Origin of the sequence: Nocardioides bigeumensis, from assembly GCF_039531755.1 — a bacterium.
In the GTDB taxonomy this organism is placed as follows: Bacteria; Actinomycetota; Actinomycetes; order Propionibacteriales; family Nocardioidaceae; genus Nocardioides; species Nocardioides bigeumensis.
The window spans coordinates 59,720-84,853 of record NZ_BAAAQQ010000008.1 but is presented as its reverse complement, the minus strand read 5'-3'; the positions used below and the strand labels follow the sequence as shown (position 1 = coordinate 84,853).

General features: G+C 70.4%; 24 protein-coding genes. 23 read left to right on the top strand and 1 reads right to left on the bottom strand.

The genetic code is table 11. The annotated features are described in order from the left end of the window. Positions 1–146: 146 nt before the first annotated feature. The 23 genes from ABD295_RS08725 to ABD295_RS08615 all read left to right on the top strand — a co-directional run bounded on the left by ABD295_RS08725 (position 147) and on the right by ABD295_RS08615 (position 24,717). Entirely contained in the window at positions 147–1,169 is a 1,023-nt protein-coding gene (locus ABD295_RS08725) for an ABC transporter permease (RefSeq protein WP_344303302.1), read from the top strand. Positions 1,170–1,285: 116 nt separating this feature from the next. Then, the gene (locus tag ABD295_RS08720) at positions 1,286–3,022 is read left to right on the top strand and encodes an ABC transporter substrate-binding protein (RefSeq protein WP_344303301.1); all 1,737 of its coding nucleotides are present in this window, start codon (positions 1,286–1,288) and stop codon (positions 3,020–3,022) included. Positions 3,023–3,161: 139 nt separating this feature from the next. Continuing rightward, positions 3,162–4,172, top strand: a complete 1,011-nt coding sequence (locus ABD295_RS08715; protein WP_344303300.1) for an ABC transporter permease — start codon at positions 3,162–3,164, stop codon at positions 4,170–4,172. 26 nt (positions 4,173–4,198) lie between these two features. Then, positions 4,199–5,275: an ABC transporter ATP-binding protein gene (locus tag ABD295_RS08710; protein WP_344303339.1), complete on the top strand. Its 1,077-nt coding sequence runs from the start codon at positions 4,199–4,201 to the stop codon at positions 5,273–5,275. Positions 5,276–5,505: 230 nt separating this feature from the next. Further along, positions 5,506–6,612: an ABC transporter ATP-binding protein gene (locus ABD295_RS08705; RefSeq protein ID WP_425574021.1), complete on the top strand. Its 1,107-nt coding sequence runs from the start codon at positions 5,506–5,508 to the stop codon at positions 6,610–6,612. 87 nt (positions 6,613–6,699) lie between these two features. Beyond that, positions 6,700–8,043 (top strand): replication-associated recombination protein A, encoded by a 1,344-nt coding sequence (locus tag ABD295_RS08700; RefSeq protein ID WP_344303337.1) that lies wholly within the window; start codon positions 6,700–6,702, stop codon positions 8,041–8,043. A gap of 9 nt (positions 8,044–8,052) precedes the next feature. Further along, positions 8,053–8,553, top strand: a complete 501-nt coding sequence (locus ABD295_RS08695) for a hypothetical protein (protein WP_344303298.1) — start codon at positions 8,053–8,055, stop codon at positions 8,551–8,553. Next, the gene (locus ABD295_RS08690; RefSeq protein ID WP_344303297.1) at positions 8,553–8,843 is read left to right on the top strand and encodes a DUF6167 family protein; all 291 of its coding nucleotides are present in this window, start codon (positions 8,553–8,555) and stop codon (positions 8,841–8,843) included. The genes ABD295_RS08695 and ABD295_RS08690 overlap by 1 nt, the downstream gene beginning before the upstream one ends. Next, the gene (gene alaS / locus ABD295_RS08685; RefSeq protein WP_344303296.1) at positions 8,843–11,533 is read left to right on the top strand and encodes an alanine--tRNA ligase; all 2,691 of its coding nucleotides are present in this window, start codon (positions 8,843–8,845) and stop codon (positions 11,531–11,533) included. The genes ABD295_RS08690 and alaS overlap by 1 nt, the downstream gene beginning before the upstream one ends. A gap of 9 nt (positions 11,534–11,542) precedes the next feature. Then, entirely contained in the window at positions 11,543–12,004 is a 462-nt protein-coding gene (ruvX, locus tag ABD295_RS08680) for a Holliday junction resolvase RuvX (RefSeq protein ID WP_344303295.1), read from the top strand. After that, the gene (gene mltG / locus ABD295_RS08675) at positions 11,997–13,226 is read left to right on the top strand and encodes an endolytic transglycosylase MltG (protein WP_344303294.1); all 1,230 of its coding nucleotides are present in this window, start codon (positions 11,997–11,999) and stop codon (positions 13,224–13,226) included. Before ruvX ends, mltG begins: the two co-directional genes overlap by 8 nt. A 48-nt stretch (positions 13,227–13,274) precedes the next feature. After that, complete coding sequence (locus tag ABD295_RS08670; RefSeq protein WP_344303293.1) at positions 13,275–14,090, top strand: shikimate dehydrogenase; 816 nt, start codon at positions 13,275–13,277, stop codon at positions 14,088–14,090. Further along, complete coding sequence (locus ABD295_RS08665) at positions 14,087–14,806, top strand: prepilin peptidase (RefSeq protein ID WP_344303292.1); 720 nt, start codon at positions 14,087–14,089, stop codon at positions 14,804–14,806. The genes ABD295_RS08670 and ABD295_RS08665 overlap by 4 nt, the downstream gene beginning before the upstream one ends. A 54-nt stretch (positions 14,807–14,860) precedes the next feature. Further along, on the top strand, positions 14,861–16,048 hold the full coding sequence (aroC, locus tag ABD295_RS08660; RefSeq protein WP_344303291.1) for a chorismate synthase: 1,188 nt from the start codon (positions 14,861–14,863) through the stop codon (positions 16,046–16,048). Continuing rightward, a complete protein-coding gene (locus tag ABD295_RS08655; protein ID WP_344303290.1) occupies positions 16,045–16,578 on the top strand; it encodes a shikimate kinase in 534 nt (177 codons plus the stop codon). Before aroC ends, ABD295_RS08655 begins: the two co-directional genes overlap by 4 nt. Next, positions 16,571–17,671, top strand: a complete 1,101-nt coding sequence (aroB, locus tag ABD295_RS08650; protein ID WP_344303289.1) for a 3-dehydroquinate synthase — start codon at positions 16,571–16,573, stop codon at positions 17,669–17,671. Before ABD295_RS08655 ends, aroB begins: the two co-directional genes overlap by 8 nt. Before the next feature lie 16 nt (positions 17,672–17,687). Continuing rightward, positions 17,688–18,122 (top strand): type II 3-dehydroquinate dehydratase, encoded by a 435-nt coding sequence (locus tag ABD295_RS08645; RefSeq protein WP_344303288.1) that lies wholly within the window; start codon positions 17,688–17,690, stop codon positions 18,120–18,122. 148 nt (positions 18,123–18,270) lie between these two features. Next, positions 18,271–18,834 (top strand): elongation factor P, encoded by a 564-nt coding sequence (efp, locus tag ABD295_RS08640; RefSeq protein WP_344303287.1) that lies wholly within the window; start codon positions 18,271–18,273, stop codon positions 18,832–18,834. Between the two features lie 10 nt (positions 18,835–18,844). Further along, a complete protein-coding gene (gene nusB / locus ABD295_RS08635) occupies positions 18,845–19,261 on the top strand; it encodes a transcription antitermination factor NusB (RefSeq protein ID WP_344303286.1) in 417 nt (138 codons plus the stop codon). Positions 19,262–19,331: 70 nt separating this feature from the next. Further along, positions 19,332–20,144: a DUF1206 domain-containing protein gene (locus ABD295_RS08630; protein ID WP_344303285.1), complete on the top strand. Its 813-nt coding sequence runs from the start codon at positions 19,332–19,334 to the stop codon at positions 20,142–20,144. Positions 20,145–20,575: 431 nt separating this feature from the next. Further along, positions 20,576–21,934, top strand: coding sequence for a dihydrolipoyl dehydrogenase family protein (locus ABD295_RS08625; RefSeq protein ID WP_344303284.1), 1,359 nt, complete (start codon positions 20,576–20,578; stop codon positions 21,932–21,934). Positions 21,935–22,016: 82 nt separating this feature from the next. Next, complete coding sequence (locus ABD295_RS08620) at positions 22,017–23,072, top strand: hypothetical protein (RefSeq protein ID WP_344303283.1); 1,056 nt, start codon at positions 22,017–22,019, stop codon at positions 23,070–23,072. Positions 23,073–23,085: 13 nt separating this feature from the next. Continuing rightward, the gene (locus ABD295_RS08615; protein ID WP_344303282.1) at positions 23,086–24,717 is read left to right on the top strand and encodes a hypothetical protein; all 1,632 of its coding nucleotides are present in this window, start codon (positions 23,086–23,088) and stop codon (positions 24,715–24,717) included. A 4-nt stretch (positions 24,718–24,721) separates the two neighbouring features. On the opposite strand, the gene ABD295_RS08610 is transcribed toward ABD295_RS08615, so the two are convergent. Then, positions 24,722–25,132: a PPOX class F420-dependent oxidoreductase gene (locus tag ABD295_RS08610; RefSeq protein ID WP_344303281.1), complete on the bottom strand. Its 411-nt coding sequence runs from the start codon at positions 25,130–25,132 to the stop codon at positions 24,722–24,724. Positions 25,133–25,134 lie beyond the last annotated feature (2 nt).

Below are 25,134 nucleotides of genomic sequence, written 5' to 3'. Positions count from 1 at the left end.
GTTGAGACCAGATCGTTACCGCCTGGTGACCGTTCAGTCGGTGTGGGTCACATAGAGTCCCCAACGGCGCTCGCCCCCGGGCGCTGGTGATCCAAGCGGGCGATCCTCGCGAGGTGAGTCCGCCCCCGACGCAGATGGGATGACGAATGTCGCTGCCGACGACTGGTCCGGAAACCCTGGGTGGAACCTCCGAAGAGACCGCGCTCGTCGATCCCAACAGCAGCACCGCCAAGGAGATCTCCGGCAAGTCGCCGATGCGGATCGCCCTGGGGCGTCTCCTCCGCGACAAGATCGCCGTCGTCTGCGCGATCGTCGCCTTCATCTTCGTCCTGATCGCCCTCTTCGCGGGCGTCATCTCCAAGGTCCTCGGCGTCTCCCTCGAGACGCCGTTCGCGTCCTCGGTGCTCGACATGCTCAACGGTGGTCTCCCCAAGGAGGGCCCGCCGCTGCACGGTTTCGACCCGGACCACCCGTTCGGCATCGCCCCCCGCACGGGTGAGGACAACCTGGCCTACTGGCTCTACGGCTGCCGCACCTCGATGATCATCGCGGGCAGCGCGACCTTGGTCGCGGCGACGGTCGGCATCGTCATCGGCCTGGTGGCCGGCTTCACCGGTGGCCTCGTCGACAAGATCCTCTCGTTCGTCACCGACCTGTTCCTGACGATCCCGTTCCTGCTGGCCGCGCTCACGCTGGCCCCGATCATCAGCGAGCGGTTCTCGACCAGCCCCCACTACTTCACCATCCAACGCTGGACGCTCATCGGCGTGCTCGCCGGCTTCGGCTGGATGGGCGTGGCGCGCCTGATCCGTGGTGAGGTGCTCTCGCTGCGCGAGCGCGAGTTCGTCCAGGCGGCCCGGGTGCTCGGGATGCCGACCCGGCGGATCCTGGTCAAGGAGCTGCTGCCCAACCTCGCCGCGCCGATCGTGGTGTCGGTCTCGCTGATGCTGCCGGCGTTCGTGGCCCTCGAGGCGGGACTGGCGTTCCTCGGCATCGGCGTCACCGACGGCGCCTCGTGGGGACGGACGATCGACCTCGCCGTGCCCTACTTCGACACCTATCCCCTCTATCTCTACGAGCCGATGATCGGCATCACGTTGCTGGTGCTGTCGCTCAACCTCCTCGGCGACGCGATCCGCGACGCCCTGGACCCCAAGACCCGGCGCTAGTCGCCGAACCTCACGTCGCCTGCCGTCGCCCGACTACAGGCGCGACCACAAATGAAAGAAAGGCTGGACAGATGAGACGGAGCAAGCCGCTTGCGGCTGTAGCCACCGTTGCTGCCATGTTCGCCCTGGCTGCCTGCGGTGGCGGCGGGGATGACGGCGATGGCAACGGAGGCAGCGGCGCGGACCGCGACTTCACCGAGACCGGCGCTGGCGACAAGGACCCCGAAGCCCAGGGCCCCGCACCCGAGGTCGAGGGCGCGCAGGAGGGTGGCACCATCACGGTCTACCTGACTTCGGACCCCGGTCCCGACTCGCTGGACCCGACCGAGGGCTGGTCCGTGACCGGCAACTCGATCCAGCAGGCGCTGACCCACCGGTCGCTGACCCAGTTCATGCGCAACGAGGACGGCGACGCCATCCTCGTCCCCGACCTGGCCACCGACCTCGGCACGCCGAACGAGGACTACACCGAGTGGACGTTCACCATCAAGGACGACGTCACCTGGGAGACCGGCGACCCGATCACGGCCGAGGAGGTCGCGTTCGGTATCACCCGCTCGCTCGACTCCGAGACCTTCCCGTCGGGCCCCGGCACCGAGTACTCCGTCCACTACTTCCTGGACGGTGACAAGTACAAGGGCCCCTACACCGACAAGGGCAAGTCCTACGACGGCGTCACCTTCGACGAGGCGGCCCGCACCGTCACGATCAAGATGTCGACCCCGTTCCCGGACATGGACTACTGGGGCTCCTTCATGGCGATGGGCCCGGCCCCGCTGGGTGACACCTCCAACCCGCCGGACTACGGCAAGGACCCGCTGACCACCGGCCCCTACAAGATCGACTCCTTCCGCCCGCAGGAAGAGCTGGTCCTGAGCCGCAACGACCAGTGGAACCCCGACTCCGACCCGGCTCGTCACCAGTACGCCGACGGCTTCGTCTTCAAGTTCAACGCCGACCAGGCGCAGACCGACGAGATCATGCTGTCCGGCAACGCTGAGTCGCAGACCGCGGTGTCCACCGGTATCGGTTCTGACAACTACCAGCAGTTCGACTCCGAGCTGGGTGACCGTCTGGTCCAGCAGGGCGCGCAGTGCATCAGCACCCTGACGCCGGACTACACCAAGATCACCGACATCAACGTCCGCAAGGCGCTCGCGTGGGCTTACCCCTACGAGGACATCTGGCTGGCCGGCGGTGAGGTTCCGGGCGTGACCCGGATCCCGGCGAACTCGTACATGCCTCCGGGCATGGCGGGCAAGAAGGAGTACTTCGCCGACGGGGAGCAGTTCGTGTTCAACCCCGAGCGGTCGAAGGAGCTCCTGGCCGAGGCCGGCTACGAGCCTGGTGAGTACGAGATCACCATGGTCTACAGCGAGGAGACCCTCGCGTCGGCGGTCCAGAAGCAGCTCGTGAAGGGCTGGGAGGAGGGCGGATTCAAGGTGACCGGCATTCCGATCGCCGCCACCGAGTCGGCTTACAACATCTGGCTCGACCCCGACAACAAGATCAACAAGAAGCTCAACATGCGTGGCGTCAACTGGTGCTCCGACTGGCCGTCGGGTTCCACCATGATCCCGCCGCTGCTGAAGACCGGCGCCGTCTACAACACCGCCCTGTTCTCCGAGGCGGATGTCGACGCTGAGATGGACCGCATCGCGACCATCCCGCTCGAGGAGCAGGCTGACGCGTGGGGTGCCCTGGACGAGAAGATCGGGACCGAGTACTTCCCGAGCATCGTCACGGCCTTCCGGAACGACCTCTACGCCTTCGGCGAGCGGGTCGGTTCCCCGGCGGGTCTGGCTTCGATCGGTGCGCCGTACTACCAGAACCTCTACGTCGCAGCTGAGTGAGGCTCAGGCAGTAGCTAGACCCGGAGGATTCGGTACCCACCGAGTCGTTCCTCCGGAACACGCATAGTGCAACACTGACCGTGGGGGTCCTCGGCTTCCGAGGGCCCCCACGGCTCAGCCAGCGGGAAGGGACCCACGCATGCTCGCCTACATCATCAAGAGGCTCATCTCGGGATTCGTCGTCATCCTGCTCGTCTCCCTGAGCGTCTTCCTGCTGTTCTTCTACGGACCGTCGTCTCCGGCTCAGCCGATCTGCGACCGCGACACCGGCAACCGGTGCACGCCGGAGCGGCTCGCGACGTTCGAGCGCAACCTCGGCTTCGACAACCCGTGGTACGAGGAGTACGGCAAGTTCATGAAGGGGATCGTGGCCGGACGCGAAGTCCAGTTCGGCAACGCCACGGTCTACGAGTGCCCGGCCCCGTGCCTCGGCTACTCCTACCGCACCAAGGTCCCCGTCTTCGAGGAGATGAAGGAGCGGATGCCCGCCACCTTCTCGGTGGCCATCGGCGGCGCCACGCTCTACCTCCTCCTCGGCATCCCCATCGGCGTCGCAGCTGCCCGAAGACGCGGCACGGTCGCCGACAAGGCACTGGTGTCGAGCTTCCTGGTGATCAGCTCGGTGCCCTACTACCTCTTCGCCCTGCTGACGTGGCTGTACCTCACGATCCAGTGGGAGATACCTCTCTTCGCCGACACGGGCTACTTCAAGATCACCGAGAACCCCGCGAAGTGGTTCTCCGGGATGTTCCTGGCCTGGGTCGCGCTCGGCATCTTCGGCTGCACGACCTACACCCGCTACTCCCGCGGTGCCATGGTGGAGACGCTCGGCGAGGACTACATCCGCACCGCGAGAGCCAAGGGCCTGCCGACCAGGACGGTCGTCTACAAGCACGCCCTGCGCTCGGCGCTGGTGCCCGTCGTGACCATCTTCGGCATCGAGTTCGGCGTGCTGCTGGCCGGCACGATCTTCACCGAGCGTATCTTCGACATCGACGGCATCGGCTTCTGGAGCCTCCAGGCAGTGGGCGCACGGGACCTCCCTGTGGTCGCGGCCACGGCGATCTTCAGCGCCACCGTCCTGATCATTTCCAATATCGTCGTCGACGTGATCTACAGCGTTCTCGACCCGAGGGTGAGGCTTTCGTGACCGACACCATGACCTCCAGCGAGGCCATGTCCGAGTCTGCTTCTTCGTCCGAACCGTTCCTCATCGTCGAGGACCTGACCGTCAAGTTCCCGACCGAGGACGGGGTCGTCACCGCGGTGACCGACCTCAGCTACTCCGTCGAGATGGGCAAGACGCTCGGGATCGTCGGTGAGTCCGGCTCGGGCAAGTCCGTCTCGTCGATGGCTGTGCTCGGCCTGCACGACGCCAAATCGAGCCAGATCACCGGCTCGATCCGCGTCGGCGGCACCGAGGTGATCGGCCTGGGCGAGTCCCGGATGCGCAAGCTGCGCGGCAACGCGATGGCGATGATCTTCCAGGACGCCCTCGCGGCGTTGCACCCCTTCTACAAGGTGGGAGACCAGCTGTCCGAGGCCTACCTCGTCCACCACAGCGGCGCCTCGAAGCGCGACGCTCGCCGCAAGGCGATCGACATGCTCGATCGCGTCGGCATCCCGCAGCCCGACCGCCGGGTCGACGACTTCCCGCACCAGTTCTCCGGCGGCATGCGGCAGCGCGCGATGATCGCGATGGGGTTGATCAACGACCCGTCGCTGCTCATCGCGGACGAGCCCACGACCGCGCTCGACGTCACGGTGCAGGCGCAGATCCTCGACCTGCTCCAGGACCTCCAGCGCGAGTTCAACTCCGCCGTCATCATCATCACCCACGACCTCGGTGTCATCGCCGAGATGGCGGACGACGTCCTGGTGATGTACGCCGGCCGCGCAGTCGAGTACGGCTCCTGCAAGGAGCTGCTCACGCACCCGGAGATGCCCTACACGTGGGGTCTGCTCTCGAGCGTGCCGGACGTCGCCGCCGACACGAGCGCGCGGCTGATCCCGATCCCGGGCAACCCGCCGAGCCTGCTGCGTCCCCCCAGCGGGTGCGCCTTCCACCCCCGCTGCGTGCACCGCGACAAGGTGCCGGGCGACCTGTGCGTGACCGAGCTGCCCGAGCTGACGCCGGGCAAGCGCGGTGACGCCCACCTGAAGCGTTGCCACCTGCCCAACCCCGACGCCATCTACCAGACCGAGGTGCTCCCGGAGATCGCACCCGAGCTGGTTCAGGAGGAGTCTCGATGACCGACGTGAACATCTCCTCCACCGACGACGCGGACAGCGCGACCGGCAGCCGTTCGCCGGCCGCTGACCCAGCTGCTGGATCCGTTGCCGACCCGGCTGCCGCCGACGTCACCGCCGCCCACGAGTCCGGGGCCAGCATCGCCTCGTTCGGCCAGCTGGCCGAGCTGGGCCACGTCGCGTCCGCGCTCGACCCCGACGCCAAGCCGGTGCTCAGGGTCGAGAACCTGAAGATGTACTTCCCCGTGAAGGCGCCGGGCCTGGTCCGCAGGACCGTGGGTCACGTGCAGGCCGTCGACGGGATCTCCTTCGAGGTGCCCGAGGCGGGTTCGATCGGACTCGTCGGCGAGTCCGGCTGCGGCAAGTCCACGACCGGACGGTTGATCACCCGGCTCTACAAGCCGACCGGCGGCTCGATGATGTTCGAGGGCCACGACATCGCCAAGCTCAGCCAGCGCGAGATGAAGCCACTGCGCCGCAACGTGCAGATGATCTTCCAGGATCCTTACACCTCGCTGAACCCCCGTCACACCGTGGGCGCGATCGTCGGAGCGCCGCTCTCGGTGCACAACATCGTGCCCAAGAACCAGATCCTGCCGCGCGTTCAGGAGCTGCTCGAGGTGGTGGGCCTCAACCCCGAGCACTACAACCGCTACCCCAACGAGTTCTCCGGCGGCCAGCGCCAGCGCATCGGCATCGCCCGGGCGCTGACCCTGAACCCCAAGCTGCTCGTCGCCGACGAGCCGGTCTCCGCGCTCGACGTGTCGATCCAGGCGCAGGTGATCAACCTGCTCCAGGACCTGCAGCACGAGTTCGGCATCGCGTTCCTCTTCATCGCCCACGACCTTGCGGTGGTGCGGCACTTCTGCCCCGAGATCGCCGTCATGTACCTCGGCAAGATCGTCGAGATCGGCGACCGCGAGACCATCTACTCCCACCCCAACCACCCCTACACCCAGGCGCTGCTCTCGGCCGTCCCCGACGTCAAGCAGGCTGCCATCGGTGGTCGGCGCGAGCGGATCCGGCTCGAGGGCGACGTGCCGTCGCCGATCAACCCGCCGTCCGGCTGCCGGTTCCGCACTCGCTGCTCGATCGCCAAGGAGATCTGCGCGAAGGTCGAGCCGCCGCTGCTGCAGATCGGCAAGCGGCACAAGGTGGCCTGCCACTTCGCCGGCGAGCTCCACGAGCACCCCACGCGGCCGATCACGACCGGGATCCTGGGTGTCGACGACCAGGGCAGCCCCACCTCGGGCGGCTCCACGATCGACGTCCCGCCGCCGAGCCCGAGCTACGACAAGACCTGGTTCGACGTGAAGAAGCAGGCGGTCACCGGGGTCTGAGCGTCTTGGCCCGGAAGTCGCCCGTCGGCCGAGTCGGTTGACGTCGGCGGGACCGCTTAGGGTCGACCTGTGGACGGGCTGTTCGAGATGGGCGCGGCTCGTGTTGTGGACCCCGGTGCGGGGTCGCTGGCGGGGTCGGCGCACGCGGCGGCGCCGCTGGCGGTGCGGATGCGTCCGCGCACGCTCGACGAGCTGGTCGGGCAGGAGCAGCTGCGCGCCCCCGGGTCGCCGTTGCGCCAGCTGATCGAGGGCGGCCAGTCGCTGTCGTTGCTCCTGTGGGGACCACCCGGCACCGGCAAGACCACGATCGCGGGGATCCTCAGCCAGCAGACCGACCGGCGCTTCGTCGAGGTCTCGGCCGTCGCCGCGGGCGTCAAGGAGGTACGCGCGGCGATCGACGGCGCCCGACAGGAGCTGGTCCGCGGGGGCAGCGAGACGGTGCTCTTCGTCGACGAGGTGCACAGGTTCTCGAAGGCTCAGCAGGACGCGCTCCTCCCCGGGGTGGAGAACCGGTGGGTGACGCTGGTCGCGGCGACGACCGAGAACCCCTTCTTCTCGGTGATCTCGCCGCTGCTCTCGCGCAGCCTGCTGCTCCGGCTGGAGCCCTTGACCGACGACCACGTCCGAGAGGTGATGACGAGCGCGCTCGCCGACGAGCGCGGGCTCGCGGGTGGGTTCACGATCACCGACGAGGCGATGGACCACCTGGTCCGCCTGTCCGGCGGCGACGCGCGGCGCTCGCTCACCTATCTCGAGGCCGCCGCGGGTGCGGCGACGTCCAAGGTCTCGTCGGCGATCGACCTGGAGACCGCGGAGACGGCCGTCGACCAGGCAGCAGTGCGCTACGACCGGCAGGGCGACCAGCACTACGACGTGACGAGCGCGTTCATCAAGTCGATCCGCGGCTCCGACGCCGACGCCGCGCTGCACTACCTGGCCAGGATGATGGAGGCGGGGGAGGACCCGCGCTTCATCGCCCGCCGGCTGGTGATCCTGGCCAGCGAGGACATCGGCCTCGCCGACCCGACCGCCTTGACGACGGCGATGGCCGCGGCCCAGGCCGTCCAGCTGATCGGGATGCCGGAGGCCCGGCTCAACCTGGCCCAGGCCACCATCGCCCTCGCCGTCGCGCCCAAGTCCAACGCGGTCATCATGGCGATCGACGCCGCGACCGCCGACGTACGGGCCGGCAAGATCGGCCCGGTGCCGGCGCACCTGCGCGATGCCCACTACGGCGGGTCCAAGAAGCTCGGCCACGGTCAGGGCTACAAGTACAGCCACGACGAGCCGTTCGGCGTCGCCGAGCAGCAGTACGCCCCCGACGTGGTGCAGGACGCCCGCTACTACCAGCCGACCTCGCTCGGGGCGGAGGGCGCTGTCAAGGAGCGGTGGGAACGCATCAGGAAGATGGTCCGCGGCGTGACCCGTTAGGGTTCCGGTGTGAGTGAGTGGGTCGTCTGGGTGCCTGTCACCCTGCTGGCGCTGGGCTTCCTGGCGCTCGCGGCGGCCCTGCACCGCGACCGTTCGCGTCGGCGCGAAGAGCTGGCGGCGGCGTACGCCGTCATCGCCGACCTGCAGGAACGCGTCGACGAGCTCGAGGCGAGGCCTGGACCTCTCGCGACCGGCGCCGGCGCGTCTTCCTCGACAGCCGGGGCTGTCGTCATCACGCGGATCGACGAGCCCGCGCCGGCGAGCGACCACCGGATCGACGGATCGCTGTTCGCCGACCTGGTGCTGCGTGAGTCGCTGGTGAAGGGCGTCTCGCTCGCCTACGGGGTGGGCCGGGCGCTGTCGCCCGAGACGCGGCACCGGATCCGGTTCCTGATGCGCCAGGAGGTCAAGCGCGCCCGCAAGCAGCGGCGCGCGGACGTCCGCGCCGCCAGGCGCCACCTGGCCGACCTGCAGCGGGCCGGCGTGCACCGCGGGGAGGACGCAGCCTGATGCCGCGCACCCTCTGGTTCGCAGCCGGGGCGGGGGTCGGTGTCTACGCCGTGGTCCGCGCCCGTCGCCTCGCGGAGGCTTTCACACCGGACGGTCTCCGTGATCGGGCCGGCGCCGCGCTCGTCGGCCTGCGCGCCTTCCGCGACGAGGTCGCCCAGGGTCAGGCCGACAAGGAAACCGAGTTGCGGGAGCGACTCCACCTCGTGCCTAGTGGTCCGAAGGAGATCGAGACGCCCCGGCACCGCCGGGACGGCTCGACGAGCTCGACCAGCGAAGAAGGGACAGCCTGATGGACACCGCCGAGATCAGACGCCGGTTCGTGGCGCACTTCGCCGAGGACACCTCGGTGGGCGCCCACGCAGCCGTGCCCTCGGCGTCCCTGCTGCTGGACGATCCGACGCTGCTGTTCGTCAATGCGGGGATGGTGCCCTTCAAGCCCTTCTTCCTCGGCCAGGAGACCCCTCCCTACGACCGCGCCGTCAGCGTGCAGAAGTGCGTCCGCACGCCCGACATCGAGGACGTCGGCAAGACCACGCGGCACGGCACGTTCTTCGAGATGTGCGGCAACTTCTCCTTCGGCGACTACTTCAAGGAAGGGGCGATCCGGCTCGCCTGGGAGCTGGTCACCAAGCCGCTGGCGGACGGCGGCTGGGAGCTCGAGGAGAGCCGCCTCTATCCCTCGATCCTCGACGGCGACGACGAGGCCCTCCAGCTGTGGAAGCGCATCACGGGCGTCCCCGACGACCGGGTGATCCGCCTGGGCCCCAAGGAGAACTACTGGTCGATGGGCGTCCCCGGTCCGGGAGGCCCGTGCTCGGAGATCCTCTACGACCGAGGGCCCGCTTACGGGCCGGACGGCGACTTCGGCCCGAAGGGGGAGGACCGCTACCTCGAGATCTGGAACCTCGTCTTCATGCAGGACGAGCTCGGCGCCGTGCGCAGCAAGGAGGACTTCGACATCATCGGGTCCCTCCCCAACAAGAACATCGACACCGGAATGGGTCTCGAGCGGGTCGCCTTCCTGCTGCAGGGCGTCGAGAACATGTACGAGATCGACGTGATGATGCCGGTCATCCGGCGAGCGGAGGAGATCAGCGGCAAGCGCTACGGCGCCGACCACGACGACGACGTACGCCTGCGCGTCGTCGCCGACCACGTCCGCAGCGGCATGATGCTCATCGGCGACGGGGTCACCCCCGGCAACGAGGGGCGCGGCTACGTCCTGCGCCGGCTGCTGCGTCGCGCGGTGCGCTCCATGCGGCTGCTGGGCGTCGAGGACCGCGTGCTGCCCGAGCTGATGCCGCTGAGCCGCGACAAGATGGGCGAGACCTACGAGTCGCTGATCACCGACTGGGAGCGCATCTCGACGGTGGCCTACGCCGAGGAGGACGCCTTCCGGCAGACGCTGCGGGCCGGCACGCAGATCTTCGACCTCGCGACGCGCGAGGTGAAGCAGGGCGGGGGACACACGCTCAGCGGCGAGCGGGCCTTCGCGCTGCACGACACTTATGGGTTCCCGATCGACCTGACCCTCGAGATGGCCTCCGAGCAGGGGCTGGTCGTCGACGAGGTGGAGTTCCGCCGGCTGATGGGCGAGCAGCGCCGACGCGCCCAGGACGACGCCAGGTCGAAGAAGGGGCGCCACCGCGACGCCTCGGCGTACCGCGCCGTCGCCGACAGGCTCGGCCGGCCGGTGGAGTTCACCGGCTACGCCGAGACCGTGAGCGAGGGCACCGTCGCGGGTCTGGTCGCCGCGGACGGCGTGGTCAGCACGGCGAGTGCCGGCGCGGAGGTGGAGCTGGTCCTCGACCGCACCCCGTTCTACGCCGAGGGCGGTGGGCAGCTCGCCGACACCGGCCACATCGAGCTCGACAACGGCGCGCGCGTCGAGGTGCTCGACGTCCAGTCGCCGATCACCGGGCTGGTGGTGCACCACGCCCGCGTGCTCGAGGGCGAGGTGACGCCCGGGCTGCGCGCCCACGCGGCGGTCGACCTCGAGCGTCGTCGTTCGATCTCGCGCGCGCACACCGCGACGCACATGGTGCACAAGGCGTTCCGCGAGGCGCTCGGCGAGACGGCCACGCAGGCCGGCTCGGAGAACGCGCCCGGCCGGTTCCGCTTCGACTTCTCCGCCGCGGGAGCCGTGCCCGCCTCGGTGATGGCCGACGTCGAGGCGCGCGTCAACGACGTGATCCTCGACGACCTCTCCGTGCACGCCGAGGTGATGACGCAGCGCGAGGCGGTCGCCTCGGGCGCGATGGCGCTGTTCGGCGAGAAGTACGGCGACCAGGTGCGGGTGGTCTCGGTGGGCGACTGGGCGCGTGAGCTCTGCGGCGGCACCCACGCCGGTCGCTCGGGACAGCTGGGCGTCATCAAGCTGCTGGGCGAGTCGTCGATCGGCTCCGGCATACGCCGCGTCGAGGCCCTCGTGGGCGGCGACGCCTACCGCTTCCTGGCCCGCGAGCACGTGCTGGTGGCCCAGCTTTCGGACACGCTGAAGGTGCGGCCAGAGGAGCTGCCTGAGCGGGTCCACGACATCGTGGAGCGCCTTCGTGCCGCCGAGAAGGAGATCGAGAAGGTCCGGGTGCAGCAGCTGCTCGACGCTGGGTCCGACCTGGCCTCCGGCGCCCGCCTGGTCGGGCCGGTCCGACTCGTGGCTCACCGCGCCGACGGGGTGGGCGGCGGCGACGTGCGCCAGCTCGCGCTCGACGTGCGCGGCCGCCTGCCAGCGGGCGAGCCGGGTGTGGCGGTGGTGATCGGTGTCGCCGACGGCAAGGTGTCGGTGGTGGCGGCGGTCAACGACCTCGCGCGCGAGCGAGGGGTGTCCGCCAACGCGCTGGTGCGGGTCGTGGGTCCGTTGGTCGGCGGCAGGGGTGGCGGCAAGGACGACGTCGCCCAGGGCGGCGGCGCCGACGCCTCGCGCGTCGACGAGGCGCTGGCGCTGGTCGAGACCGAGGTAGCCCGCGCCACCGGCGCCTAGGCACCCTCGATGCGTCACGGCACCCGGCTGGGGCTCGACCCCGGCGAGGCACGGATCGGCGTCGCGCGCAGCGACCCGTCAGGCTTCCTGGCGACCCCGGTGGAGACGGTCCGGCGCGGTCCCGGCGACCTCGACCGGCTGGTGGAGCTGCTCGCGGAGGCCGAGGCCATCGAGGTCGTGGTCGGTCTCCCGCTCTCCCTCTCGGGCGGCGAAGGCCCCTCGGCGGCCCGCGTGCGCGAGTTCGCCGGCCTGCTCGCCCGGCGCGTCGCACCCGTGCCTGTGCGGCTGTGTGACGAGCGGTTGACTACTGTGGCAGCGGAATCCGTGCTCCGGGAGCGGGGCCGCAAGGGCCAGAAGCGTCGCGCTGTCGTCGACCAGGCCGCCGCGGTGTTGATCCTGCAGCACGCACTGGACACCGAGCGCAGCACGGGGGATGCGCCAGGAGAGATCGCTGAGGCGGGAGATGACTGAGGTCGGACAGGGTCGTGGCCACGACGACGACGCCTACGACTACGACGACTCCGCCGAGCAGGATGCCGTCGACGACGGTGTCCTGGACGACTACCGCCCCGAGGGTGGCCGGCGCAGACGCAAGAAGCCGCTGCGGAGCGTGCCCGGCTGCCTCGCGGCGCTCGTGGCGCTGGCCATCCTCTTCGGCGGCCTCTACTTCGTGGCCACGCGCGGCGTGGAGCTGCTCAAGGACCAGCTCGCCTCGCCCGGCGACTACGCCGGCCCGGGTCGCGGCAAGGTCACCTTCCAGGTCGAGGCCGGTGACACCGTCGCCCAGATGGGTCGCAACCTGAAGGCGCAGGGCGTCGTGAAGTCGGTGGACGCCTTCACCGCCGCGGCACTCAACGAGCCGAAGGCGAACGGCATCCAGGTCGGCTACTACCAGCTCCAGAAGGAGATGCCGGCCGCCGACGCCCTCGCGATCCTCGTGGACCCGGCCAACATCCTGAAGAACACCGTGACCATCCCCGAGGGCTTCACCGTCAACCAGATCCTCGACCGCCTCGCCGGCAACACCGACTTCAGCCGGGAGCAGTACCTCAAGGTGCTGCAGAACCCCGCTTCCATCGGGCTCCCCGACTACGCCGTGCTCACCGACGAAGGCCTTCCTGAGGGTTATCTCTTCCCCTCGACCTACGACTTCGGACCCAACGACGGACCGAAGGCGATCCTCAGCAAGATGGTCGACCGCTGGCAGCAGGCAGCCGACGAGGCCGGCCTCGAGGAGGCGGCTGCCGAGCTCGGCTACACACCCCACGAGCTGATGGTCGTCGCCAGCCTGGTCGAGGCGGAGGCCTTCCCCGACGACATGCCCAACGTCGCGCGCGTGATCTACAACCGGCTCGACGTGCCCAACGACTCCGACACCAACGGGCTGCTCCAGATCGACGCCGCGGTCAACTACGGGCTCGACCAGAAGCTCGGTGTCGTCATCACCGATGAGCAGAAGGCGATCGACACGCCCTACAACACCTATCTCAACCCCGGTCTGCCGCCCACGCCCATCGAGGCGCCCGGCGACGCGGCCATCGAGGCTGCCGCGCATCCGGCGGACGGTGACTGGTACTTCTACGTCACGGTCAACCTGCGCACCGGCGAGACCAAGTTCGCCGAGACCTACGACGAGTTCCTCGGCTACCGCGCGGAGTACGAGGAGTACTGCCAGACCTCCGACGCCTGCTGAGGTGTGGATCAGCCACGTGGCCGGGCTCAGCCCTGCCATCCTGCTGCCATGAGGTGTGCGGTCCTGGGTGACCCGATCGAGCACTCGCTGTCACCCGCGCTGCATCGCGCTGGGTACGCCGCGGCGGGACTCGACTGGCAGTACGACGCGTGCCGGGTGGCCAGCGGCGGCCTGGCGGCGTTCCTCGGGGACCTCGACGACTCCTGGCGCGGACTGTCCTTGACGATGCCGCTGAAGCGGGAGGCGGTCGGGCTCGTCGTGTCACTGACGCCCACCGCGGCCGCGACGGGTGCCGCCAACACGCTCCTGCTGGGACCCGACGGTCCGGCGGGTGACAACACCGACGTCCCGGGGGCCGTCGCCGCGCTGGCCGAGCGCGGGGTGGGCAGCGTCGCAGCGGCGACCATCCTCGGTGGTGGCGCGACGGCCACCTCGGTCGGGCTGGCCCTCGCAGGGCTGGGCTGCGGCTCCATCACCCTGTTGGTGCGCGACGCCGTGCGGGCCGCCGAGACGGTCGACCGGTTGTCGCGGCACCCGGCGGCGCCTGCCGTGGCCGTAGGCGACCTCGGCTCGGCTGCCGTGAGCGGGGACATCGTGGTGAGCACGATCCCAGCGTCCGCACAGGACGACGCGCTCGTCGACCGGAGCAGCCAGGTGCCGGTCGTCTTCGAGGTGCTCTACGACCCCTGGCCGACCCCGCTGGCGGCGGCCGCGACGGCCGCGGGCCGGACCCTGGTGTCCGGGCTGGACCTCCTGGTTCACCAGGCGGCGCTCCAGTTCGAGCTCTTCACCGGCGCCCCTGCGCCGGTCGGTGAGATGCGGCGTGCGGGTGAGGACGCCCTGCGAACGCGGGTGACCCCGTGAACGAGTGGGTGAACGAGTGGGTGAACGAGTGGCTCCCTGCCCTGGTCTGCGGTCTGCTCGCGCTGGCCGGCGGGCTGACCGCGCCGTGGGTCATCCGGCTCGTCCCGGAGCCCGACGAGCCCGTCGAGGACAAGGAGACCTACGTCGCGATCGCGGACCGGCGGGGACTGGCCGTCCAGATCGGGCTGGTGGCGCTGGTCGCGGCTGCCCTGGTCGGCCTGGAGCTCGGCTGGGCGTGGGAGCTGGTCTACCTCGTTCCGCTGGTCCCACTGACGGTGATGCTGGCGTGGATCGACTGGCGGACTCTGCTGCTCCCGAAGCGGCTGGTCTGGCCGGCGTACGCCGTCGTGCTGGTCGGCCTCGTGGTCTGCCTGGTCGCCACCCGTGACCTCGGTGACCTGCTGCGGGCAGGGATCGGGCTGGTCGTGTGGTTCGGCTACTTCGGCATCACGTGGTTCATCTCGCCGCGGGTGATGGGCTTCGGCGACGTGCGCTTCAGCGGTGTCCTCGGGCTCGCGCTCGGCCAGCTCGGCCTGGCGGAGGTCCTGGTCGGGCTGTTCTTCAGCTTCCTGCTGCTCGGGGTGGTCGGCGGTCTTCTCATCGTGCTGCGGCTGATCGCTCGTCGCGGCAACCCGTTCGGGCCGTTCATGGCCGCGGGCGCTCTGGTGGGCATCCTGTGGGGCGATCCGCTGCTCTCCGCGCTGCTCTCACGCTGACCACCAGCCGACGCGCGCGCGTCGTGGTCGGCCCTCGATGAGATGATCGGGACCGTGTTGCGCTGGCTGACTGCAGGGGAGTCCCATGGACCCTCGCTCGTCGCGATCCTCGAAGGCATGCCCGCGCACGTGCGGATCACCACCGACGACGTCGCCGAGGCCCTGGCCCGCCGCCGGCTGGGCTACGGCCGGGGCGCGCGGATGAAGTTCGAGGCCGACGAGGTCACCATCGTCGGCGGAGTCCGTCACGGTGAGACCCAGGGCGGCCCCGTGGCGATCCAGATCGGCAACACCGAGTGGCCGAAGTGGGAGCAGGTGATGTCGGCCGACCCGGTCGACCCGGTGATCCTCGACGGCCTGGCACGCAACGCGGCGCTGACCCGCCCCCGTCCGGGCCACGCGGACCTCGTGGGCATGCAGAAGTACGACTTCGACGAGGCCCGGCCGATCCTCGAGCGCGCCTCCGCCCGCGAGACGGCCGCGCGAGTGGCGCTCGGCCGGGTCGCGTCCGCCTTCCTCGAGCAGGCTGCCGGCATCCGCCTGGCCAGCCACGTGGTCGAGCTCGGCGGCGTCGCGTCGCCGCCCGGCGTCGTACCCCACCCTGACGAGCCGGGCATCGTCGCTCGCCTCGACGAGGACCCGGTCCGCTGCCTCGACCCGGATACGTCGAGGGCGATGGTCGAGCGCATCGACCAGGCACACAAGGACGGCGACACGCTCGGTGGCGTCGTCGAGGTCGTCGCGCAAGGACTGCCGCCGGGGCTGGGGTCGCACGTGCACTGGGACCGCCGCCTCGACGCCCGGCTGGCCGGCGCGCTGATGGGCATCCAGGCGATCAAGGGCGTCGAGGTGGGCGACGGCTTCGCCCTGGCGGCCACGCCGGGTTCGCTGGCGCACGACGAGATCGTGCCCACCGACGAGGGCCTGCGGCGTACGTCGGGCCGCTCGGGCGGCACCGAGGGTGGCATGTCGACCGGCGAGCTCCTGCGCGTTCGCGCCGCGATGAAGCCGATCGCGACGGTGCCGCGCGCGCTGCGCACCGTGGACGTCGCGACGGGCGAGCAGACCGTGGCCCACCACCAGCGCTCGGACGTGTGCGCGGTGCCGGCCGCGGGGATCGTCGCCGAGGCGATGGTCGCCCTGGTGCTCGCCGAGGCGCTGGTCGAGAAGTTCGGCGGCGACGCGGTGAGCGAGACGCGGCGCAACGTCGAGAGCTATCTGGACACGCTGAGGTTCCGGTGACCCGGCCGGGCCGGCCGCGGGCGGTGCTGGTCGGGCCCATGGGCGCCGGCAAGACGACCGTCGCGGGGCTGCTGGGGCGGGCGTGGGGTGTCGACGTGCGCGACACCGACGAGGACATCGAGGCTGCGGAGGGCCGCCCGATCGCGGAGATCTTCGTGGACTCCGGCGAGGCCTACTTCCGCGAGCGGGAGGTCGAGGCGGTCGCGGACGCGCTGGACTCCCATGACGGGGTGCTGGCCCTCGGCGGTGGGGCAGTCCTCGACCCGGCCACCCGAGAGGCCCTCGTCGGCCACCGCGTGGTCTTCCTGCGGGTCGGGCTGAGCGACGCGGTCAAGCGGGTCGGGCTCGGCAGCGCCCGGCCACTGCTGCTCGGCAACGTCCGATCCAGGATCAAGGCGCTCCTCGACGAGCGGACACCGATCTACGAGTCGGTCGCCGTCGTCACGGTCGACACCGACGGCCGTTCGGCCGAGGAGGTCGCGGACGAGGTGCGGGTGACCCTCGACGGGCTGGAGGCCGCAGATGGCTGAGGCGACGGTCCTGCCGGTGCGCGGCGTCGCGCCCTACGACGTGGTGGTCGGCCACGGGCTGGCCGGGCGACTGCCCGGGATCCTCGGGCCCGGCGTCGAACGCGTCGCGCTGCTCTTCCCGGGCGGGCTCGAGGAGACCGTGCAGCCGGTCCTCGACGCCCTGGTGGCGGAGTACGACGTGCTCGCCCTCGGGTTGCCCGACGGCGAGAAGGCGAAGTCGGCGGTCGTGGCAGCCGACTGCTGGGAGGCGCTCGGCGAGCGTGGCTTCACCAGGTCCGATGCCGTCGTCACCGTCGGTGGTGGCGCCACGACCGACCTGGGCGGCTTCGTCGCGGCCACCTGGCTGCGCGGGGTCCGCGTGGTGCACGTGCCGACCACGTTGCTCGCCATGGTCGACGCCGCGGTCGGTGGCAAGACCGGCATCAACACCGGCGCCGGCAAGAACCTCGTCGGCTCCTTCCACGAGCCGGCGGGCGTGCTCTGCGACCTCTCGCACCTGGCCACGCTGCCGCGCGAGGACCTGGTGGCCGGCCTCGGCGAGGTCGTCAAGTGCGGCTTCATCGCGGACCCGGAGATCCTCCGGCTCGTGGAGACCACGCCCCCCGGTGAGCTGGTCGCCGGCTCGGACGTGCTGCGCGAGCTCGTGGAACGGGCCATCAAGGTGAAGATCGACGTCGTGGTCGCCGACCTGCGCGAGACCGGCGGGTCCGATGGTCATCCGGGTCGCGAGGTCCTCAACTACGGCCACACCATGGGGCACGCGATCGAGCGGACGTCGGGGTACGCCGTCCGGCACGGTGAGGCGGTGGCGCTGGGGTGCGTCTTCGTGGCCGAGCTGGCCGCCCGCGCCGGGTCGCTCGGGGCCGACGTCGTCGCCCGCCACCACGAGACCTTCGCCCGGGTCGGGCTGCCGACCCAGTGGTCCGGCGCCTCGTTCGACGACCTGATGGCGGCGATGAGGGTGGACAAGAAGGCTCGGGGGTCGGTGTCGCGCTTCGTCGTGCTCGACGACATCGGCCGGCCGCGCGTGCTGGCCGACCCGTCCGTCGACGACCTGCGGGCGGCGTACGACGTCCTGGTCTCGGGCCGCTGACCGCTAGCGTGGCGACATGAAGGTCCTCGTGCTCAACGGCCCCAACCTCGGGCGGCTCGGGAAGCGACAGCCGGAGATCTACGGCACCACCACGCACGGCGAGCTCGCGCGCCTCTGCGCGACCTGGGGACACGAGCTCGGGATGGACGTCGAGGTGGTGCAGACCAACCACGAGGGCGTGCTGCTCGACCTGCTCAACACCGCCGCCGACGAGCACACACCGGTGGTGCTCAACGCGGGCGCGTGGACGCACTACTCACTGGCGCTGTACGACGCGTGCGCGCAGCTGACCGCTCCGCTCGTCGAGGTGCACATCTCCGAGCCCAAGCAGCGTCCCGAGGAGTTCCGGCACACGTCCGTCGTCGAGCCGCACGCCCTCGCCACGGTCTCCGGCCAGGGCATCGACGGCTATCGCCAGGCGCTGGGGTTGCTGGCGGCCGAGCAGTTCTGAGACGCGCAGCGTCGAGCGAGGCGGGCTGCCGCGGTGACCATCGCCGGTTAGGACTGGCCCGTCGCCCGCCGGTAACATGCATCGCTGGCGCTGGTGACATGTCCCTGCGCCGTCCCGATCCTCGACACGAAGGCTGGTCCGCGCGTTCATGGCCACCACCAACGATCTCAAGAACGGCATGGTCCTCAACCTCGACGGCCAGCTCTGGCAGGTCATCTGGTTCCAGCACCACAAGCCCGGCAAGGGCGGCGCGGTCGTGCGCAGCAAGCTGAAGAACATCGAGTCCGGCAAGACCGTCGACAAGACCTTCAACGCTGACGTGAAGGTCGACGTCGCCAGCGTCGACAAGCGCACGATGCAGTACCTCTACAACGACGGCACGTCCTACGTCTTCATGGACACCGGCACCTACGACCAGCTCGAGATCGCCCCCGACATCGTCGGCGACGCCAAGAACTTCCTCCTCGAGAACAACGAGGCGATCGTCGCCACCAACGACGGTCGGGTGCTCTACATCGAGCTCCCCGCTTCGGTCGAGATGGAGATCACCTTCACCGAGCCCGGGCTGGCGGGCGACTCCGCGACGGGACGCACCAAGCCCGCGACGCTGGAGACCGGTCACGAGATCCAGGTCCCGCTGTTCATCACCCAGGGCGAGCGGGTCAAGGTCGACACCCGCGACTCGTCGTACCTCGGGCGCGTCAAGTCTTGAGCCTGCCGTGGTGAAGGGCGCCCGCACCAAGGCGCGCAAGCGAGCACTCGACCTGCTGTACGCCGCCGAGCTGCGGGGCGACGACCCCATCACGACGCTCGATGCGGCGATCGAAGAGGGTGCGGGGCCGACCAACGACTACACCGTTGACATCATCCGCGGTGTGGTCGCCGAGCAGGCGCGCATCGACGAGCTGCTGTCGACGTACTCCCGCAGCTGGTCGCTGGTCCGCATGCCGGCCATCGACCGCAACGTCCTGCGCATCGGCGCGTGGGAGATCCTCTACGCCGACGACGTGCCCGACGTCGTCGCCGTGAGCGAGGCCATGACGCTCGTCGAGGAGCTGTCGACCGACGAGTCGCCGGCCTTCGTCAACGGGGTGCTCGACACGCTGATCCGGCAGAAGCCGACGCTGACCGCCTCCTGAGCGGACAGATCATGGCGCGCCGCCCCTAGGGGTGTTATCCACCCGCCTTCACCGCTGCTTGACTGCCCCTATGGGTGAAGTAACCAACCGCGCCGGACGGGCCGGCCAGCAGGTCGACAACTCCGAGTGGTTCGACAAGGCCGTCAAGATCGGGCTGGTCGCCTACGGCATCGTGCACCTCCTCGTCGGCTGGCTCGCGCTCCAGCTCGCCTTCGGCGAGAGGGAGGGGAAGGCATCGAGCCAGGGCGCGATGCAGCAGCTCGCCGAGACCTCCGTCGGGACGCCGCTGCTGTGGATCGTCGGCCTCGGTCTCTTCGCCCTGGTGCTGTGGAAGCTCCTCGACGCCGCCTTCGGCCACCAGGAGGAGGACGGCGGCAAGCTCTGGGCCAAGCGCGCGATGGACGTGTTCAAGGCGATCCTCTACGGCGCGATCGGCATCAGCGCGATCCGCACCGCCACGGGCTCCGGCGGTGGCGGCGGCGGCACCGACTCGACCACCAAGAAGATCATGGACCTGCCGGGTGGCCAGATCCTGGTGGTGATCGTCGGGCTGGCGGTCATCGTCTACGGCGCCAACTACATCCGCCAGGCCTTCAACGAGAAGTTCCGCGAGAAGATCGCCGCGACGGGCAAGGGCGACGCCTACGTCTACTTCGGCAAGGCCGGCTACGTCGCCAAGGGCATCGCCGTCGGGATCATCGGCATCCTCTTCGCCTACGCCGGAGTCACCCACGAGGCGAAGAAGTCGGGCGGCCTCGACCAGGCACTCCAGGAGGTCCTCGACGCCCCTGGAGGACCGGTCGTCCTGGTCCTGATCGCGCTCGGGATCATCTGCTACGGCCTCTTCCAGTTCGCCCGGGCGGCCCACCACACCGGCAAGTAGCGCCTCAGTCGGCGAAGGCCTCGGCCGGGAGCAGTTGCGCGTCCTCCGTGAACTCCGAGCCCGCTCCGTCGCCGACGTCGTCGCGATGGTTCCGCGGTCAGACCAACGATCCCGGCGGACACCTCCGGAGCGATGGGCGTCCCTTGAGACGGGTCGCCTGCTCGACGGTGCGGGCGACGACTCGGTCGCGGCCGATCCGCGTGTGGTCGTGGACGGTTTGCTGGGCGATGAGGTGGACGTGACGTCCGCGGCCGGCGTCTCCGGGTCGTCAGAGGACGTGCAGCCGCTCACGAGAACAGCGCCGCCGGCAAGCCCGGCGCCCAGGAAGGCGCGTCGCGTCCCGGTCTGGACTCAGGTCATGCGCCGGTGTCGGTCATGACCGTCGTGGATGGGCCCGCATGGGACTTGTGCGTCATGGGAACGTGGCCACCATGAGCGAGACGGTGGACGTCGATGTCGTGGTCGTGGGACTCGGCCCGGGTGGCGAGCACGTCGCCATCAAGCTGGGCCGGGCCGGGCTCGACGTCGTGGGTGTGGAGAGCCGCCTCGTGGGGGGTGAGTGCCCCTACTACGGCTGCGTCCCGTCGAAGATGATGATCGCCGCCGCACGCGTGGTGCACGACGTCGGCCGCGTGCCGGACTTCGCCGGGGCTGCGCAGGTGCAGCCCGACTGGGCGCAGGTGGCCCGCCGGATCCGCGAGGAGGCCACCGACGACTGGGACGACCAGGTCGCCGTCGACCGACTCGTCGACAACGGCGCGAGGTTCGTGCGCGGTCACGCCCGGCTCGACGGGCCCGGCCGGGTCGTGGTGGGTGACACGACGTACGCCGCCCGCAAGGGCGTGGTGCTCAACACCGGCACCGCGCCGGCAGCACCGCCGATCGACGGCCTGGCGGACACGCCGTACTGGACCAACCGCGACGCGGTCGCCCTCACCGAGCTGCCCGACTCGATCGTGGTGCTGGGAGGCGGGCCGATCGGCTGCGAGTTCGCGCAGGTGTTCTCCCGGTTCGGCGTGCGCGTCACGATCGTCGAGATGGCCGACCGGCTGCTCCTCAACGACGAGCCGGAGGCCGGCGAGCTGCTGGAGAAGGCGTTCGCTCGGGAGAACGGCATCCAGGTGCTCACCGGCGTCACCGCCGAACGGGTGTCGTACGCCGACGGCGCCTTCACCCTCGACCTCGGCGACCAGCAGGTGACGGCCGACAAGCTCCTGGTCGCCGCCGGCCGGCGCCCGAACCTCCAGGACATCGGGCTTGAGTCCGTCGGTCTCGACCCGGACGCGAAGGTCGTCGAGACCGACGAGCGTCTGCACGCGGGGGAGAGGCTCTGGGCGATCGGTGACATCACGGGCAAGGGTCAGTACACCCACGTGTCGATGTACCAGGCCGCCGTCGTCGTGCGCGACGTGCTCGGCGAGGACGGTCCGTGGGCGGACTACCGGGCGGTCAGCAGGGTCACCTTCACCGAGCCCGAGGTCGCCTCGGTCGGGATGAGCGAGAAGCAGGCCCGCGAGGCCGGGATCGACGTGCGCGTCGCGACCGGCGACCTGGGCGCACGCGGCTGGCTCGAGAAGGACGAGGGCCTGGTCAAGCTCGTCGCCGACGCCGACCGGGGGATCCTGGTCGGCGGCACGGTCGTCGGCACCAGTGGTGGCGAGGTGATGTCGATGATCGCCACCGCCGTCCACGCCGAGATCCCGATCACCACCCTCGCCGCGATGCACTTCGCCTACCCGACCTTCCACCGGGCCGTCGAGCACGTGCTCAAGGAGCTGCTGACCGACTGACTTCCGCCTCCCTGGGTAGAGGAGGGAGTTCCTTTACCCTGGGGTGAACCCCCCCACGCTCTCGGAAGGCGGAGGCCCTGCGATGACCCCCGACCCCACCCATCTCCGATCACTCCCTCTCGACCGCGGTGCCGACGCCCCTGACCCGGCCGAGGCCGGGGCCGGCGAGGAGACCGAGCCCCGACGGCACGCCGAAGTACGCCGGCACGCGACTGCGAGCGACTTCCTCGACCGCCGCACCGCGCCGGTCGAGGAGGGGCCCGCCACGTGGGGCTGGCGTGGTGCCCTCACCCGGTGGTCCGGGGGCGCCGTCCAGCCGCGCCGCAGCAGCGCGGAGCGCGCCCACGAGCGGGCCCGTGCCGCGGTGCGCCAGGAGTTCGACGGGCCGCGGACCATCGCGTTCATCAACCCCAAGGGCGGCGCCGCGAAGACGACCAGCGTGCTGGCGGCTGGCTACACGTTCGGCACCGTCCGAGGCGGCGGCGTGGTCGCCTGGGACAACAACGAGACCCGCGGCACGCTCGGCATCCGAGCGGTCAGGAGCAGCCACACCAACACCACACGTGAGCTCATCGCCGACCTCGACCGGTTCTCGGCGGCCGACGCACGGATCGGCGACCTCGACACCTTCGTCCGGCACCAGGGCGACGCCCACTTCGACGTGCTGGCCTCTGACGAGCGCCCCGACGTCACCGGCACCATCCGGGCGCAGGACTACACCGACGTGCACCGGCTCCTGGAGCGCTTCTACCGCTTGGTGCTGGTCGACACCGGCAACAACATGCGCGCCGAGAACTGGCTGGCCGCCGCCGAGGCCGCAGACCTCCTCGTCGTCACCAGCACCGTGCGCGAGGACACCGGCTACAGCGGCCTCTGGATGCTCGACGCGCTGGCGGACGCGGGCTACCCCAACCTCAAGTACAAGTCGATCACCGTGCTGTCGGACCCCTCGCACCGCGTCGACGAGGGTCTCGCGCGCGACCTGGTCGAGGTCTACGGCCAACGCACCCGCAGCGTGCACCGGGTGCCTTTCGACCCGGCCCTGGTGACCGGGTCGGTGGTGCCCTACCCGCGGCTCTCGGTCGAGACCCGCCGGTCCTGGCTGAACGCCTGCGCCGCGATGGCCGGCGCGCTGTAGGAGATCCTCCTGCGTGGACATCACCGACCGGGTACGCCTCGGTGAGCACCGGGCTCGCGTCGCGGCGTCGCTCGATGCACTGCACGGCTTCACCGGCTACTCGACCGCGCACCTGAAGGCGTGGCCCGGAGGCGCGGAGCTGTTGGCGCTCGACCCTGACCTCCTGGTGTCAGTCGCGTTGGTGACCACCGCGGGGCTGCGTGCGTGGCCGGACGCTCCCGGGGAGTACCCGGCAGAGCTGGCTGTCGACGAGCTGCTCGGCAGGACGGTGCTCGGAGCACTGCGTGGGCGCCGGCTGCCTTGGACGCCGGGAGACGTGGCGCTGCTGCTGCGGGCGTCGGTGGCGGGGTTCGACCAGGCCGCGGTGAAGTACGCGCTCGGAGTCGCGAAGCGCTTCTTGCAGGACCGTCCGGGAGAGCCGTTCGTGTACGACGCCCTCGTCGACGTCGAGCGGGTGCTGGTCGAGACCCCCGTGCACGTCTACCAGGTGCCAGAGCTCCGACAGCGCGCCCGCACCCTCCTGGCCGCACAGGCGCCAGGTCAGCTGATCGACCTCTCGACGATCGCCGTCGCGGACGGGTGGGGAGCCGGGGCGCGGGTGACGTTCGAGGCCGCCGTGGCGGAGGATCCTGCCCTCGTCGCGTTGCTGCCGCGGTTGGGCGAGGTGCGCACGGTCCGGCCGACGGCGACGTGGACGCGTGCGGTGGCGAGCCTCGTCTCCGGGTCCGCCGTCGCAGCCATGCTGTTGCACGACCTCCTCGCGTCGCTGCCGACCCTTGACCTGACGCCCGCCCGGACCGCCGGTCCGCACGACGACCTCGACTGGTCGGCGAGCACGTGGCTCGTGACGCCAGGCAACGCGGTCCTGCTCCGTGGCGCCGCTCTCGCGACGGCGTACGTCGACGACCCCGAGCTCGTCGACAGCCTCATCCCACTCCTTGGCCTTCTCGTGCTGAGGGGTGCCGCCCAGCACCCCGAGCGGTTCGTCACCCTGGCTCAGTGCGCTCCCCTTGCTAGTGGCGCCTTGGAGGCCCTGATCTCGCGCCACGCCACCGGAGACCCGAGAGCGACCGAACAGCTGCGGCTCCTTTCAGAGGAGCTCACGCGGCGGGATCTCCTCAAGCGCGTGCACGCGGCGCTGGGCACGGACCCTGTCGCCGCTGGCGAGCAGGACGTCCGCGTGGCCGAGGAGAAGCGACGCGTGCAGGCGCGCCAGGCGAACCCGCTGCCGAGGCGGCAGCGCGCCGACCTGGTGAGACTCGTCCGCGCCGAGGTCGCCCCGGCGCTGCGCGAGGCGGGGTTCGAGAATGTGCGGGGGATGACGTTCGTGCGCACCCTCGACCGTCATCAGGACGCCGTCGTGATCGGCGTCGACGACGGCCTGGCGGACGTGCGGGTCGGGCTGCGCCGAGGCCCGTTCCCGCAGGAGGACGCGCCACGGGTGCACGAGCTCGAGGAGACGGCGATCCTCACCGGAGGCGCCGGGCACGGCGCGCTCTGGGACCTCGGACTCGGCTTGGCGCCCGATGCCGCAGCTGCTGTCCGCCTCCGAGAGGCGCTCGTGTCGCGCGCGCTCCCGTGGCTGGCCGTGCGCGCGACGCAGCCCGCGCCGGCCACCCGGTCCTACGAGTGGGACGAGCTGTGACCGTTCAGCCCTCGGAGCGGTGCGCGCCCCAGCCCTGCCAACGCTCGATCTCGATCCAGGCGCTGACGCGCGGGCTGTCGCGGCGCGGGTAGGGCCGCCCGCGATAGTGCCGGCTGAGCCGGTCGATGCCCTCCAGGCCCCCGTCCTCGGCCATCTCGACGACGACGCCGGTGATCGAGACGTGGGTGTACCAGTCCTCCGCGAGCGCCGTGAGGGTCACGCGCGGATCACGCCGCAGGTGCTTCACCCGGATCCTCGAGTGGTCCATGTTGACCAGCACGCGGTCGTCGTCCTCGAGGAGGTACCAGGTCGCCACGCTCACCGGCATCCCGTCGGAGCGGAGAGTCGCCATCACAGCAGGCAGGGGCCTGCGCAGGAACTCGCGTACGTCGTCGGGCAGCGGTGGCTTCGGCACGG